Source organism: Alteribacillus sp. YIM 98480 (genome assembly GCF_009765375.1).
In the GTDB taxonomy this organism is placed as follows: domain Bacteria; phylum Bacillota; class Bacilli; order Bacillales; family Marinococcaceae; genus Alteribacillus.
In genome coordinates, this window is sequence record NZ_VTOK01000004.1 from 76,428 (window position 1) to 90,936 (window position 14,509).

At 38.3% G+C, this 14,509-nt stretch carries 14 protein-coding genes; 10 read left to right on the forward strand and 4 right to left on the reverse strand.

All coding sequences use genetic code 11. The annotated features are described in order from the left end of the window. Nucleotides 1–115: 115 nt before the first annotated feature. Both FZF09_RS06480 and FZF09_RS06485 read right to left on the reverse strand, forming a co-directional pair. Nucleotides 116–652, reverse strand: coding sequence for a competence protein ComK (locus tag FZF09_RS06480; protein ID WP_158735772.1), 537 nt, complete (start codon nucleotides 650–652; stop codon nucleotides 116–118). 77 nt (nucleotides 653–729) lie between these two features. Next, nucleotides 730–984, reverse strand: a complete 255-nt coding sequence (locus tag FZF09_RS06485; protein ID WP_158735773.1) for a helix-turn-helix domain-containing protein — start codon at nucleotides 982–984, stop codon at nucleotides 730–732. A gap of 788 nt (nucleotides 985–1,772) precedes the next feature. On the opposite strand from FZF09_RS06485, the gene FZF09_RS06490 reads away from it, so the two are divergent. The 5 genes from FZF09_RS06490 to FZF09_RS06510 all read left to right on the forward strand — a co-directional run bounded on the left by FZF09_RS06490 (nucleotide 1,773) and on the right by FZF09_RS06510 (nucleotide 6,628). Then, nucleotides 1,773–3,083: a UDP-glucose dehydrogenase family protein gene (locus FZF09_RS06490; RefSeq protein WP_158735774.1), complete on the forward strand. Its 1,311-nt coding sequence runs from the start codon at nucleotides 1,773–1,775 to the stop codon at nucleotides 3,081–3,083. A gap of 415 nt (nucleotides 3,084–3,498) precedes the next feature. Beyond that, on the forward strand, nucleotides 3,499–4,299 hold the full coding sequence (locus FZF09_RS06495) for an SGNH/GDSL hydrolase family protein (protein ID WP_158735775.1): 801 nt from the start codon (nucleotides 3,499–3,501) through the stop codon (nucleotides 4,297–4,299). A gap of 250 nt (nucleotides 4,300–4,549) precedes the next feature. Beyond that, a complete protein-coding gene (locus tag FZF09_RS06500; RefSeq protein ID WP_158735776.1) occupies nucleotides 4,550–4,924 on the forward strand; it encodes a GlcG/HbpS family heme-binding protein in 375 nt (124 codons plus the stop codon). Nucleotides 4,925–5,370: 446 nt separating this feature from the next. Next, entirely contained in the window at nucleotides 5,371–5,667 is a 297-nt protein-coding gene (locus FZF09_RS06505; protein ID WP_158735777.1) for a hypothetical protein, read from the forward strand. Nucleotides 5,668–6,145: 478 nt separating this feature from the next. Continuing rightward, a complete protein-coding gene (locus FZF09_RS06510) occupies nucleotides 6,146–6,628 on the forward strand; it encodes a hypothetical protein (RefSeq protein WP_158735778.1) in 483 nt (160 codons plus the stop codon). 132 nt (nucleotides 6,629–6,760) lie between these two features. Here the strand turns inward: FZF09_RS06510 and FZF09_RS22990 are convergent, their stop codons facing one another. Both FZF09_RS22990 and FZF09_RS06515 read right to left on the reverse strand, forming a co-directional pair. Beyond that, a complete protein-coding gene (locus FZF09_RS22990) occupies nucleotides 6,761–6,886 on the reverse strand; it encodes a hypothetical protein (protein ID WP_255450396.1) in 126 nt (41 codons plus the stop codon). A 180-nt stretch (nucleotides 6,887–7,066) separates the two neighbouring features. Beyond that, a complete protein-coding gene (locus tag FZF09_RS06515) occupies nucleotides 7,067–8,005 on the reverse strand; it encodes an AraC family transcriptional regulator (RefSeq protein WP_158735779.1) in 939 nt (312 codons plus the stop codon). Nucleotides 8,006–8,235: 230 nt separating this feature from the next. Between FZF09_RS06515 and FZF09_RS06520 the strand changes: the two genes are divergently transcribed. From FZF09_RS06520 to FZF09_RS06540, 5 genes are all read left to right on the forward strand, one after another. Continuing rightward, nucleotides 8,236–9,183, forward strand: coding sequence for a formylglycine-generating enzyme family protein (locus tag FZF09_RS06520; protein ID WP_233269422.1), 948 nt, complete (start codon nucleotides 8,236–8,238; stop codon nucleotides 9,181–9,183). Nucleotides 9,184–9,260: 77 nt separating this feature from the next. After that, the gene (locus FZF09_RS06525; protein WP_158735780.1) at nucleotides 9,261–10,805 is read left to right on the forward strand and encodes a sulfatase; all 1,545 of its coding nucleotides are present in this window, start codon (nucleotides 9,261–9,263) and stop codon (nucleotides 10,803–10,805) included. 132 nt (nucleotides 10,806–10,937) lie between these two features. Next, nucleotides 10,938–11,981: a tripartite tricarboxylate transporter substrate binding protein gene (locus FZF09_RS06530; protein WP_158735781.1), complete on the forward strand. Its 1,044-nt coding sequence runs from the start codon at nucleotides 10,938–10,940 to the stop codon at nucleotides 11,979–11,981. 528 nt (nucleotides 11,982–12,509) lie between these two features. Next, the gene (locus FZF09_RS06535) at nucleotides 12,510–12,968 is read left to right on the forward strand and encodes a tripartite tricarboxylate transporter TctB family protein (protein WP_158735782.1); all 459 of its coding nucleotides are present in this window, start codon (nucleotides 12,510–12,512) and stop codon (nucleotides 12,966–12,968) included. Between the two features lie 23 nt (nucleotides 12,969–12,991). After that, entirely contained in the window at nucleotides 12,992–14,509 is a 1,518-nt protein-coding gene (locus FZF09_RS06540) for a tripartite tricarboxylate transporter permease (protein ID WP_158735783.1), read from the forward strand.

A 14,509-nucleotide genomic window follows, 5' to 3' on the forward strand; every position in this document is an offset into this window, starting at 1 on the left:
AATAACATTATTTGTTCACATTTGGAAATAAGGTGTTTATGGCAGACTAAAAAGTCTATATTTAGGATTCCTAAGCGTACTGCAAACCCAGGAACGAAGGGATGCAAATAAGCTCTTAGGAAGTACCTGCTCCTTTTTTATGCAAAAGTTGCGATTCCTGCAATGGATTTGTAAAACGCAGAATACACATGGCGGTCCGCTGCATTTGTTTTTCTAATATGTACGTTGTTTCATTCATGGGAAGTTGGTGGCCGTTTTTAAAGGTGATGATCGATTGAATGGAAGGTTCTTCTGGAGAGCGGTGGGCTTGGATGGAATGGACGTGGTGATAGAAGATCCATTTGCATTCGTAGGTTCTTGGGGAAAGGGTTGGGAAGGCGAAGATATGATGAAGCGGGTCCACCGGAATCGGAACTTTCTGTTTGGACCCTGTTTGATGTATAACGGCCAGTCGCCTTCCTTCATAGGTTGAACCACCATCTAAACAAGCGGACTGAATCAAATGAATCGGTCTCTTCCGAACGAAAAACTCTTGCTGCTGTTCTAAAACATTGACATCGTAGTCGATGTTAGCTACAGATAGCAGAGCCATCGTGCTCGGGTTTATTTCGTAATAATCCACCACTTTTTTATTCTTAGACAAAACACTCATTCATCAAACACTCCTTTTTGGGGTTCATTCAATCAAGTGAATGTAATAGGGGGAGGGAAGAGGGGGATAAATAGGGGTTACATGTCTTTTTCGTTTTTAAGAAACTCGTATAGCTCTAAAATGTCATCAAATGTATGTTTCGTAAGGTTCAATGCGATAAAAATTCGAAAAAGGGTATGAGCCTTTGGTATTTTTTCACCCCGCTCAATTCTTCCTAAATTTTTGTCATTAATATGTGCGATGGATGCTATTTTTTCTAATGTTTTATCTTGTTCTAGTCTTTTTAATCTTAAAAACCTGCCTAAGGCTTCAGCGAATACATAATCTTTCACAACTGTCCACATCCTTTTTCCTCCATTATTTAGGAATGGAAAAAGAGTGAACACGCCCTTGAGGTAACTTTTTGGTAATAAATGTAAAAACGACAAAAATTTTTCCGTGTTTTTGTGGGGGGGTAGGAAGGGAAATGACTATTTCTCGTAAGGCTTATCTGTAGAAGACCCTGATTTCGAAAGATTGGTAAGCGTCAAATAATTCCTGCCTTTAAAAGAGATGGGGATTATGGGATGCTTGCTTATATCGTTATAGAACAGACACGAAATTTCTTATACGTAAACGTATCAAACTCGTCAAGGAATGTTGGGGATCTTTACCGTAGTATTTTGAAAGAGAAAGGTCTATGTTAGGTGAAGTATTGTATTTGGCAACCGAACAGTGAAGTAATAAAGATTTTTACGAACCGAATCTGGCCTTTTCCCGCCGATTCGTATATGGATGAAAAAAGTTAGAAGTTACTGATAAAATTATGCGTGAGATGCCCCGGCAGTCCTGCTAAGTCTTTGCCTATTTTTTCATATAAACCGGAAACCAGGTACGCAATAATACCGGTATAAAAGTTCACCCTTCAATTATGATGGTGTTATAAAGATAGTTTCTCGAAAAAACTTCACAAAAACGGAGGGAGAACCCTGAAAATATAATGTTCGGCGCATATATGTATTGTAGCTATTTTTCACATTTTAAAAGAATGGCCGATATTAACAATAGAGGAAGAAATTGTCATACTGCAATAAGTGCTGCTGGATGAGCAGCTTGTGAAAGGTTAAGGAGGGGATAAACCATGAACATTACCGTTATAGGTACCGGTTATGTTGGGCTCGTGACTGGTGTGGCTTTGTCTGAAGTTGGCCACACCGTCACTTGTATTGATATTGATGAAACGAAAGTAGAGAACTTACGAAAAGGGATTTCTCCTATATATGAACCCGGCCTTGAAGAACTTCTTACAAAGAACATAGAAGGCGGGCGTTTATTTTTTACAACCAGCTATGAAGAAGGCTGCCGCGATACGGATGCTGTATATATTGCTGTTGGTACCCCGCAGAAAGAAGACGGTACCGCGGACCTTCGCTTTGTTGAAGCGGTTGCGCGGGAGCTTGCTGATGTGATCGAAAACGAAACGGTGATTGTTACGAAAAGCACCGTTCCGATCGGCACTAATGACTGGCTGCAAGAACTAGTAAGCAGCTTAACCGATGTGTCTGTTCATACGGTTTCTAATCCTGAGTATTTGCGGGAAGGCTCTGCGGTAAAAGATGCGTTTGAAGGGGACCGCATTATTATCGGGGCAGATAATGAGAAAGCCGGAGATCTAATTGAAGCTATTCAACGCCCGTTCGGTTTACCGGTTTACAGAACTGATGTGCGTAGTGCTGAAATGATTAAATATGCGGCCAATGCTTTTTTAGCGACAAAGATCAGTTATATTAATGAAATTGCCAATCTGTGTGAAAAGCTTGGTGCTAATGTAGAGGATGTTGCTGAAGGAATGGGGATGGATCACCGCATCGGCCGCGCCTTTTTAAATGCTGGTATCGGATATGGCGGCTCTTGTTTTCCAAAAGATACGAAAGCTCTTACCAACATTGCATACAACGCCGGTCATGATTTTGGCATGTTAGAAGAAGTTGTTATCGTAAACGAACGCCAGCAGTTAAAACTTGTTGAGCAAGCGAAAGAACGGTTTGGTAGCTTAAAAGGTAAGAAATTCGCCGTCTTAGGCCTTGCTTTCAAACCAAACACCGACGACATGCGCGAAGCGGCTTCTATCAAGGTTATCGAACAACTCATTCTAGCAGGTGCAAAAGTTGCTGCCTATGATCCTATTGCGGTAGACAACGCAAAGAGCATTCTCCCCGAAGCTGTTGAATATATGGATACTCCAGAAGAAGCTCTCACACGAGCAGATGCTGCATTTTTATTAACCGAATGGGACCAAGTAAAGGGGCTGGATTTGTCTGTCTTTCCCAACATGATGAACGAACCGATTCTCTTTGACGGCCGGAATTGTTTTGAACTCACGGAGGCAAAGGATGCTGGTTTGGAATATTATTCGATTGGACGAGCAGCAGTCGTGCAGGAGAAGGTATGAGGATAAATCCAATAGGATTTGTCCGCTCCCTTCTCTCCCAGCCAGCAAGAGCCAACACTCCTGCTGGCTGGGAGGGAAAGAAGTCTAACAATAGAGCACTAGCAAAATGAAATCTCATTGTAAGGAAAGTCTCCTCCTATTCTAAGAACTGAGCATAAGCGGAAAGGATATATTGCTCCTTCTCATAGAACACCCGTTTTTATCCACCCTTCTTCATTTAAACTTCCTCTTAGACTGAACCCTCTATTAGGCAATTGATTCTGTATGGTTCCAACCTATTTTCTAAAATAAGGTAGTTTCAGTGAGGCCGTGTTACAGCTTTTGAAATCCTGTATAATGTCCATGAGTCTATTAATCAAACGTTTGATTAACGAAAGGATATAGAATAGAACAGGGATTTAAAGGAGCGTTAGAAGTGAAAGGTTTTTTCTATGGACTTATTGTATTTCTTCTTATCACTGTAATCGTATACGGCAAATTTCATTATGATCAAAAAATTGCGGACACGGTCAATAACTCACTTTCCTCTAATACGGTTCAAAACGAAGCGAGCGAAGGAGAAGTTGCTGCAAACGAGGAAACGTTAGACGAGACGTTAGAAGGAGCAGAAGAAGTATTTGCCGAAAAAATGCGCAGTACAGTCGGAGAAGGCGAACCATTGACTATAGTCGTTGCCGGATCTAGTGTAATAAATGACCAGGAAGAAGAAAGTTTTCCCGCATTGCTTCTAAAAGACTTGCAAGAGAAGTATCAAACCGATCAAATTAAAATGGAAGTCGTCGATTTTAAAGATCAAACCTCGCTGGATGTGCTCGACAACGAGGAAGCAAACCAAATTGCTGCTTTGGAACCAGATGTTTTTATATTCGCGCCGCTTGTTTTAAATGATGACGGCCTTGTTAGTATGGATGATACTCTTTACAGCATGAATGACATCGTGCAGACGGTTGAAAAGGAAAACCCAGATGTGGCAACCTACATCCAGCCGCCGCAGCCCGTTTATGAAAACACATATTATGTAGATCGAATCGAACAATTACAAAATGAGACCGCATCAAATGATGTCACCTATATCAATCATTGGGAAAGCTGGCCGGAAGCAGGCGATGAAGCGATGGACATCTATTTCGAAGGCTCCGAACCGACATTAGAAGGACACAAACGCTGGGCAGACCACCTCTTTACCTTTTTTACCAATCAACCATTAGATGAGTAAAGTAGAGAAAACCAGCAGGTAAGCATTAACTATCATAAAATTAGTGATGCCCGCCTGCTGGTTTACTTTTTTTGCACTTCAAAAGGGAAGCGTTAAAATGAACTAATTTTTTTATTATTGAAATAATTGTTATTCTTTCATCAAACGTCTTAAAATTATAACAATTATTAAGAAATCTTGTATGAAAGGTGGAATGCAAAATGAAAAAAGTAATAGAAACCAAAGAAATTAGTTTAGATCTTGCAACAAAATGTTAGAAAAAGTAATCGAAAAAGGGGAAGAGATTGGTAAAGCATTTAGCATTTCCATTGTGGATGGGGCAGGGGACATCAAAGCCTTTGCAGGGATGGATGGAGCTCAAATACTTACGAAAGATATTGCTCGGGACAAAGCGTATTCCGCTGCGGCTTTTAGTCGTCCCACGCATGAGTGGTATAACCGCATTAAAGATGATGAACCATTGCTTCACGGAATGGTTCACACCCCAAGGCTCATTATTTTTGGAGGCGGTTACCCCATTAAAATAGACGGTGACGTCATTGGTGGAATTGGTGTTAGCGGCGGGCATTACACAGAAGATATGGAAGTGTGCCAAGCAGCATTAGAAGTCGCAGAAAATGATTAATATAATGTTTATGAAACGAGAAATGACTATCATTAGACGTGATAAGCCGAGTTTTTCTAATAGCTATTTCTTCAGCGTTTGGCGAGTAAATGTTGATTGTAGGCGAGTAAATGAACGTTTACGGATAGTATTTGTTGGCAAACGGCGAGTAAATCAGCAATTACGGATAGTAATGGAAAATAAATGGAAAATCGACTCCTGCTATTTATGAAATTAAGATAAAAAATAAAGATGGCGAGTGCATCGAGATTAAAAAAGAGCTTCAATTACCACTAAAATAGAGGCGTTATTCCGAAGATTCTCTTTTCTTCGTACCAAATACAATCTTTAGTTATTGATAAACCAATCGTTATTTATCCTATATATCTCGTTTGAATAATTCACTCCTGCCGTGAATAGGATACAGAAGGGAAAAGGATAAAAGGCAGTTAATGAGGTGATACAAGATGGCTTCTAAGGGGAAGTTTACTGCTGCTGATTTTCTAAGCACGAGAGAACTAAGAAAAGCCGAGTACCTTCGTAATAAAATGCTTCGATCCCCCACGCCTAGAGCAGCAGCCATTTATGAAAAGCAGTTAAAACAACTATTCCAACTAGCACAGAACCGAAAAAAACAGGGGAAAGATCAAGTGAACAGGAAAGTAAAAGTGAAGACGCCAAGCAGCACAGCAGAGTTTAGAAATAGAAATGCAGAAGATGCTGCTAGACGCATTTCGGGAGACTTTTCAAGACCTAAAAAATAAGGTCTTTTTCTTTTGTTATACTTCAGAACAGACACGAAATTTCATATTATAACGGGAACATCTTCACCATAGGCTATGCTAGAATACTTGTCTATAAATGAAGTTGCCTCTATGTAATGGAAGAAAGTTTTGTGGAAATAAACATGTAAGCTTGTAAAGTCGTTTCGTAAAATGAGTGTGATATGATTTAAATGAGAAATACGGCGGGGTTGGCATGGGAAAGGTGCAATCTTCAGAAGATCTCATGAAATATTTCTAAAATGAATCGTGAAAACTCGGTCGTTCCATTTTCTATTCCAGGTAAAGGTACATTCACTCTCGTTTTACAAGAGGAAGATGATCACTCAATACAAGCTGATGTTGAATAAAATCCACAACTTGAACCTATGTTTACAGAAAGGGAAGAAAACAAACAGCGCAGCCAGTAGAGAAATCATTTTTTCTGAAAAAAAGAAAGAACCTCATAAGGAGGAAAGGTATGAAGAGGATGCTCCTGATGTTGGTGTTAATGTCAACGATCCCATTAATAGGCTGTAATTTCATAGAAGAAAACAAAGCAAAAAATGTTGCCAAAACGTATTATCATGCACTTATGGATGAAGATTATGAAAAGGCGTTTGAACAACTGTATTTGTATGATCATACCGAAGAAAACCACCCTGCAGACGGCACGACATTGAGTGAAGAAGAAGCGGAAAAGTTTTATATGAAGAAAGTGGACTACATAAAGGAACAAGATTATAAAGTGAAGGGTTTCGACATTGAAAATATTAGATACGAAGATGGGCATACATTTTTTCTTGAAATGATACTTCAGGTGGAACAAGACGGGGAAAATTTTGAACGATCGGAAACAGTAGATATCTGGGAAGGACAAGCGTGGATTATCGAAGAAGATGATCCTTTTTCTTCGTACCGCGATGGGAATATGAGTGTTGAGATAGAAAAAGTACTAGAGTAATGCGGGCTTTGACTGGTCCACCTATCCACAATGGTGGTAAATAATTGAAAAGGAAGAATCCCATAAATCAAATTCATTTTCCATTTGGAATATGTGGGTAACTGTTCTATATAATTTGGTTCATGTCTAGTTTCAGCGCCAGCCGCTCGGGCGCAAACGACAAAGAGGAACTTTTGCTAAAACCGCGATTTGGTGGTCATTTCTACGGTCACACTCGTCGCCAAAAACGCCGCGTCCTGTCCGTAAGCGTCGAATCATCCCCATCTCTTTTAACGGTGAGGATTATTTGACGTATACTTTTTAATAAGAATAGCTTCGAGGAACGGAGTAGTATAACCATTACAATACTATTCAAGCCTTGTGGAATGCGCGGCGTTCGCTTGTTTTGAAAAAGGCCACCTTATTTGATTGTTCTTTTTTAACTAACAAGATAAATAGCTATTGTTGCCCAATTGCCCCCATTCTTCCCTGTTTTCTATATTCGTTGGGACTCATATTCGTCTCCTTACGAAATACTCGACTAAAATAGCTCACATCATCGAACCCAACAAAGTGTGAAATCTCCTGAATAGAATGCGAGGTCATCATCAGAAATTCTTTCGCTTTGTCTAAACGAACTTGCCGCAGGTAATTGACAGGGGACGATAATAGATTTTGTCGAAAGAGCAGGCGCAAATGACTCTCACTCGTATGTGCCACTTGTGCTATGTCCTGCAGGCTAAGTTTTTTTTCGTAATTTTTTTGAATATACATACAAGCTTGTTCTACTCTTATATCTTTAAATTTAGGACCGTCTGGGAGACGATGATGTAAAGATTGCATTACCCAGGCCATCCATAGATAGAAAGTGCCTTTAAGATGAAAATAACTTTCCGTTTGCAAGGTTTGTAGTTGAATGGGAGTATTTAGTGACAACGTTTTTAAATTAAACTTTTCTGACATTTCTTGGTCGAGGTCTTCTATGAAAGAATCCCATAATCGTTTCATGGACCACCATGTCGACAGTAAGCCTTCAAAAGATGGCCTGGATTCTAGAGGTGTGTATGTCGGTATTTGATAGAGATCAATCCAATCAAAAGCCCCTATCATACATTCGCAGCCCATCGCTAGATAGTAGAGATACTGGTCAGAATAATGTGGCGGATCTATAATAAATTCTGTGTTCCGAGGAATAACCAGGAAATCTCCCCTTTTAAGGTTATATTTCACGTTATTAATCGTCACCCCCCATTCCCCATCCAGAATAAGCCAAAACGTGGTAAATGGATTTTGAATTCTATTAAAACCCCAATCTCCTTTTCTATTCCATTCAAACATAAACCATATCCGAGTTTGTAAGTTGTCCAAATAAATAGCTGATCTATCGAAGCGAAACAATATTCCACACCTCCAAAAGTATAATCGTTTTGTCCTATTATATAAATGTAAATTCTCATTACAAAATTGAATTTAAATAGTAGTATAAGGATACAGTTAAAGTAACCTATAGTTGATTAGTAATATTATAAAATATGGAGAGGTTTTTTGAAAACGAATACATCAATTGGTGATCATTTCCTTCTATATTTAAATGATAGAAAAGGTTTAATCTGAAATGAGGTGAAAAAGTGGGTAATAAACCATGTTGTTCAGCAAATCGTGATCAAGTGGAAGTGGCAGTCAGCGGTTCTAAGCAGGAGGTTACCATTAAGAAATCTCAGACATTAATGCATACCGAACATTTAATAGAATTATCAGGTGGGCAATTTTTAATGGGAACAAATGACGGGGAAGGTTTTAAATCGGACGGTGAAGGTCCCGTTCGAAAAGTAAAAATATCCCCCTTTGCTGTAGATCGGTTTGCAGTGACTAATGCTCAATTTAAAGAGTTTATTGAAGATACACAGTATAAAACGGACGCAGAAAAATTTGGATGGTCCTTTGTCTTTCACCTTTTTGTAAATGAGGAACAACAAGTTCTAGGATCACCTAGAGAAACGCCTTGGTGGTATGCCGTTAATGGAGCTTCATGGAAGCAGCCGGAGGGAATCAACTCATCTATTGAGGATCGGCTGGATCACCCTGTTATTCACGTTTCATGGAATGATGCTATGGCTTATTGTGAATGGTCAGGAAAAAGACTGCTTACAGAAGCGGAATGGGAATATGCCGCACGAGGCGGGCTTATTCAAAAGAAATACCCCTGGGGAAATAAGCTGACATATAAAAAGAAACATCAATGTAATATATGGCAGGGAGAATTCCCGGTAAAAAACACAGGAAAAGATGGGTACATTTCAACGGCTCCGGTAGATGCCTATTCTCCTAATGGTTATGGCTTATACAATGTAGCAGGAAATGTGTGGGAGTGGTGTTTAGATTGGTTTACAAATGTTCCTTCTAAAGAGTCAAAAGACCCTAAAGGACCTCATTCGGGAAATGCGAAAGTCATGCGCGGTGGTTCTTACCTTTGCCATAAGTCTTATTGTAACCGCTATCGCGTTGCGGCAAGAAGCAAAAATACGATAGATAGTTCTGCTGGAAATATGGGTTTTCGATGCGGAATCGATGTTTAGGCAAACTATTGTTAGTTGAATTATTTTTGCAAAAATAGAAAAGTTAAAATACCTAACTACTAAGAGGGAGATTAATTATGAAAGCAATTGTTATTCTAACAGATACTCTTAGAAGAGATTTTTTAAGTACATATAGTAATACAGACGTTAAAACTCCTAATCTAGAAAGGCTTCAAAAAAAATCGGTAGTATTTGATCAGCACTGGGCAGGCTCCCTTCCGTGCATGCCAGCAAGACGTGACATGATGACAGGCAGGCTCAATTTTTTAGAAAGAAATTGGGGGCCAATTGAACCCTTTGATGAAACACTGCCTGAAACGTTAAATGAAAATGGTATATTTTCACACATTGTGACGGATCATTATCACTATTTTGAAAAAGGAGGAGAGAACTACTGCCAAAGTTTTAATACGTGGGACTTAATTAGGGGACAAGAACATGACCCCTGGGTATCCAAAGTCAACGACCCAGAGCTGCCGGAATACATCGGTAGATATCCTAAACAATATCATTTAAATAGAAGTAGATTTGTGGAAGAAAAAGATTTTACATCACCAAAAACGATTCAATCTGCCATTCAATGGCTGGATAATAATAAAGATGCGGATGACTATTTATTGTGGGTGGAGATGTTTGATCCGCATGAACCATTTGATTTACCTTCTGAATACTTGGATTTATATGATGATGAATATGATGGTCCACTATACATGTGGCCTAAATACCGGAAAAACGCTTCTTCTGAAAAAGATTTAGCACATGTTCGCAACCGTTATTCCGGACTGGTGACAATGATGGATAAATGGATAGGGAAATTACTGGATAAAATGGATGAACAAAATATGTGGGAAGACACGATGTTGATTTTTACAACCGATCATGGAACCTTGCTTGATGAACATGAATTTATGGGGAAAAACTTTATGCCGTTGTACAATGAGATATCCCATTTGCCGCTTATGGTTCATATGCCTGGTGGAAAGAATGCAGGAACAAGGACCGATGCTTTAACGCAGAATATTGATATAATGCCGACCATACTAGACTTTTTTGGGGTTCATCCATCTGAAAGTAACATGCAAGGAAAGTCTTGGCTGCCATTGTTAGAAAAACAAGAAAGCAAACGGAGAAATTATGCGATTTATGGGTGTTTTGGCAAAAATGTAAATATTACTGATGGAGAATTCACCTACTTTAGAGCAGCTATAAATGAAAATAACAGCCCGCTTAATCTTTATACATCGATGCCAACCACATTAACTCATTATTACAATGATGAATATATTAAAGATTTCAAAGATATTGAGATGGGAAGATTTTTGAAATGGACAGATTATCCAGTTTATAAAATCCCTGGTTATACTATTTCCCTTACAGACGAATCGTTAGGTTTTACTCATCGAGGTGAATTTATTGGAGAAAATCTATTATTTAATATTCAGTTAGATTATTCACAAGAACGTCCAATAAAAGATCCAAACACAGAAAAAAAATATGTAGATTTATTAGCAGCTGCATTAATAGAGTATGATGCACCCGATGAACAATTTGAGCGCTTAGGCTTGAAAAATCCTTCCGTCCCTATTGATAGTGAGCTTTATCGAAAAAATGTGAAAAATTAAATTATATATAAAAAAGAGTTACCTGCTTCATTGGGAATAGTTCATTTCAACAAGGAGGTGTTTTGAAAGGTTATAGTCATTGTACCTACCAGCTCGACTTGAAATTATTAAAAGTATATAGGGGGTTTTCCAATGAATATGAAAAAGATAGTATTCTTAACCATTATTTTGCTTACTTCTTTGCTTTTTGCTGCATGTTCTTCAGATTCCTCAGAAGAAAGCAGTGCCAACGAGAATAGTGATTCGAATGAAAATAGTGATTCCAGTGAGAATGCGGGAAATGATGCTGATTATCCAAGTGATACGATGAAATTAATCATTCCTTGGGGAAGCGGTGGAAATGCAGACGTCTTTGGAAGAAAGGTAATGAGTGTCATAGAAGAGGGCATAGATGAATCAACCGTTGTAGAAAATCAAACGGGAGCAGGTGGGGAAGTAGCTATTACAAATTTTGCTGTGGAACAGCCTGATCCCCACACCTTTCTAAAAACATCAGCTTCCAATTTTGCATTAACTCCACAGTTCAAAGAAGTGAAATACTCACAAGATGATTTTAAACCAGTTGTTGGCAATATTTTCTCGCAATTTGTATTGATGACAAACCCTGAGGAAACAGGGATTGAAAGTATGGAAGATTTAAAGGAATATGGTCAAGATCAAACCATTAAATTTGGAAGTACGAGTGGACCAGGTGGAGATACTTACACCATACAAGCAGCGTTATTCAAAGAAATGGGAATTGATGCAGAAAATGTCGTTTTGGATGGTGGTCAAGATTTAGTCAACAATTTGTTGGGTGGCCACGTTGATGTTACCGTCGGTATTCAGCCACTAGCCGATGAATATTACAAGAGTGGAGAATTGCAGCCGCTTGCTTCATTTTCTCCGGAAGCTTATGAATTAGAAGGAATTGATCCTGTACCACCATTAACAGAATTGGGCTATGATATTGAGTATCGTTCGTTAAACTTTTTAAATGTAGCTAAAGACACTCCAGATGAAGTGGTGGATGCCATACATGATAAGTTTATAGAAGCTTATGAAGATGAAGAATTTAAAGAATTTGTTGAAGAAAACAGTTTTGTTATGGCTCCTATGAATAGTGAAGAGATAACAGAGTTCATCGAAAATCAAAAGAGTGACATGAAGAGATTTTTAGAATTAATTGAAGAGTGAATCAATTTCATAATTGCTTGTTTTAATTAAAAAGACGAATGTTTTTACAATAACTAATCTATTTGTTCGTTCATAAAAATTTTCATTTTGTTAAATGGAGCGCAAGGCGGCGACTCCTGCGGGAAAAGCTTGAGCGTAAGACCCCGCAGGAAGCGGTTTTCTTCCGAGGAGGCTGAAGCCAAGCCCGCGGCAAAGAAGACACTACGAGAACGAACAAAGGGAGTTGGAGTAGATGTCGCGCTTGTGCCCCGAGGGTGAAAGCGTCCGCCTGGAGTGGAATTAACTTTGTTCGGATTTGCATATTGATTTTTCTGTTATGAAATTAATTCGAATAATTAATTTTCACTAAATAACAACGATGCTTTTAAATTCCCCATAGGAATTGTCTCACAAACAGGGTGAACAGCGGCTTGAGTAAATTCCATTTATGTTGCAAAAATAGACGGGACCGTTTCTATGGGGGAATCCTATACATAATATACCGTGGCTAGAAAGTAAACAGAGATCACAAATGGGAGTGACGCGATTATGAAGCTAACGATGAATTCAAATTTAATCAGTGGTTTCATTTTTTTGTTGTTATCGTTATTAATTTGGCTTCTCATACCCAGACAAATACAAATTTTAGAAGGAGTGCCACAACTAAATGCACAAACCTTCCCGAAAATTGTAACGGGAATCATGCTAGTTCTAAGTATAGTGTTAATTATACAAGGGTTGTTTTTTACGAAACAAGAAAGCGGCGCTCAAACAACCAAAAAAGAGGTTATAAGAAGAGAAATGAATGCTATCATCATGATTGTAATCTTCTTGGCGTATGCGTTTCTTTTTGAAAAAATAGGTTTTATTATTTCTTCCATAGCTCTCTGTATCACTTGTTTAGCTTTCTATAAAATAAAAAATTGGAAATATTACTTGATAACAATTACTGTGGTGCTTTTCGTATATTTCATTTTTGAACAGGTGTTGCAACTAGATCTACCTTAATTCTAGAAAAGATGGTGATTACTATGATTGAAGGCATCATTTCTGGTGCAGGTGAATTATTTACTTGGGAGATTTTAATTGCCACAAACATTGGTATATTATTAGGAATAATTTTCGGCTCCGTACCAGGATTGACAGTTGATATAGCGATTGCACTCTTTACTCCAATAACTTTTGCCTTAGACCCTACAATGGCGATTTTAACATTGTTAGGAATTTATTGTGGTGGTACTTATGGAGGGTCAATCACTGCTATCACCATCAAAACTCCTGGAACCCCAGCTGCAGCAGCAACATTGCTGGATGGTCACCCATTAGCTGAAAGAGGACAAGCTAGAAAAGCGTTAGATATGGCGATCATCGGGTCGGTCATTGGAGGGGTTATTAGTGCCTTAGCTTTATTAACATTTGCACCACAAATTTCAAAATTAACTTTAAACTTTGGGCCTGCAGAATTTTTCACCTTAGCTATTTTTGGTTTATCTGTTATTGCTGGGGTAAGTGGAAAAAACATAATTAAAGGTCTGATCGGAGCATGTATTGGATATTATATAGCAATGATTGGAATGGATTCTGAAAGTGCTGTTGCTCGATTTACATTTGATGATTTTAGGCTCTTAGAAGGAATACCATTACTTGTTGGTTTAGTTGGTTTATTCATTATTTCAGAACTATTAATTAAATCAAATAACCGTACAAATGATGTAAATAATAAAACGAAACCCATTACATTAAATAACGATGGTATTAAATGGAAAGAGGTAAAAGGGAACTCTAAAACACTTTTTAGATCTAGCATTATTGGAACCATTGTTGGTGCAATACCAGGAACTGGCGGAGGGGTCGCAGCTTTTTTAAGTTATGACCAGGCGAAAAAGAGATCTAAAAACCGAGATAAATTTGGGACTGGTGAACTTGAAGGTATTGGAGCAGCCGAAACGGCTAATAGTGCAACTACTGGTTCGACATTAATTCCTTTATTGACATTAGGGATTCCAGGGGATGGTGTTACCGCAATATTATTAGGTTCGTTAATGTTACATGGTCTAACACCTGGTCCCACATTATTTGAAGATCACACTAATGTCATCTACGCTATTATGCTTGGTTTGCTGCTCATCAATATTTTAATGTTGCTTCAAGGAAGGTATTTAGTTAAATGGTTTTCTAAAATTTCCGTCGTTCCGTACTCGTTATTAATTCCATTAATCGCTGTATTTAGTGCAACAGGTTCGTATGCAGTTAACTATTCTTCTTTTCATGTCATTTTAATTATGATTATTGGGATTCTTGGTTATGTATTGTTTAAATTAGGGTTTTCGACGATTCCTGTGTTATTAGGTTTTATACTTGGCCCCATAGCGGAAGAAAACTATAGAAATGCTATGGTCATTTCCGATGGAAGTTTTCTTATTTTTCTTACGAGACCGTTTAGTCTCATATTTGTCATTTTAACACTAATGACCATTATAACTTTTTTTATTAATAACATTAGAAAAAAAGAGAATGGTGATAGCAGTCAAAAGCTAAGTCAAAGGTAA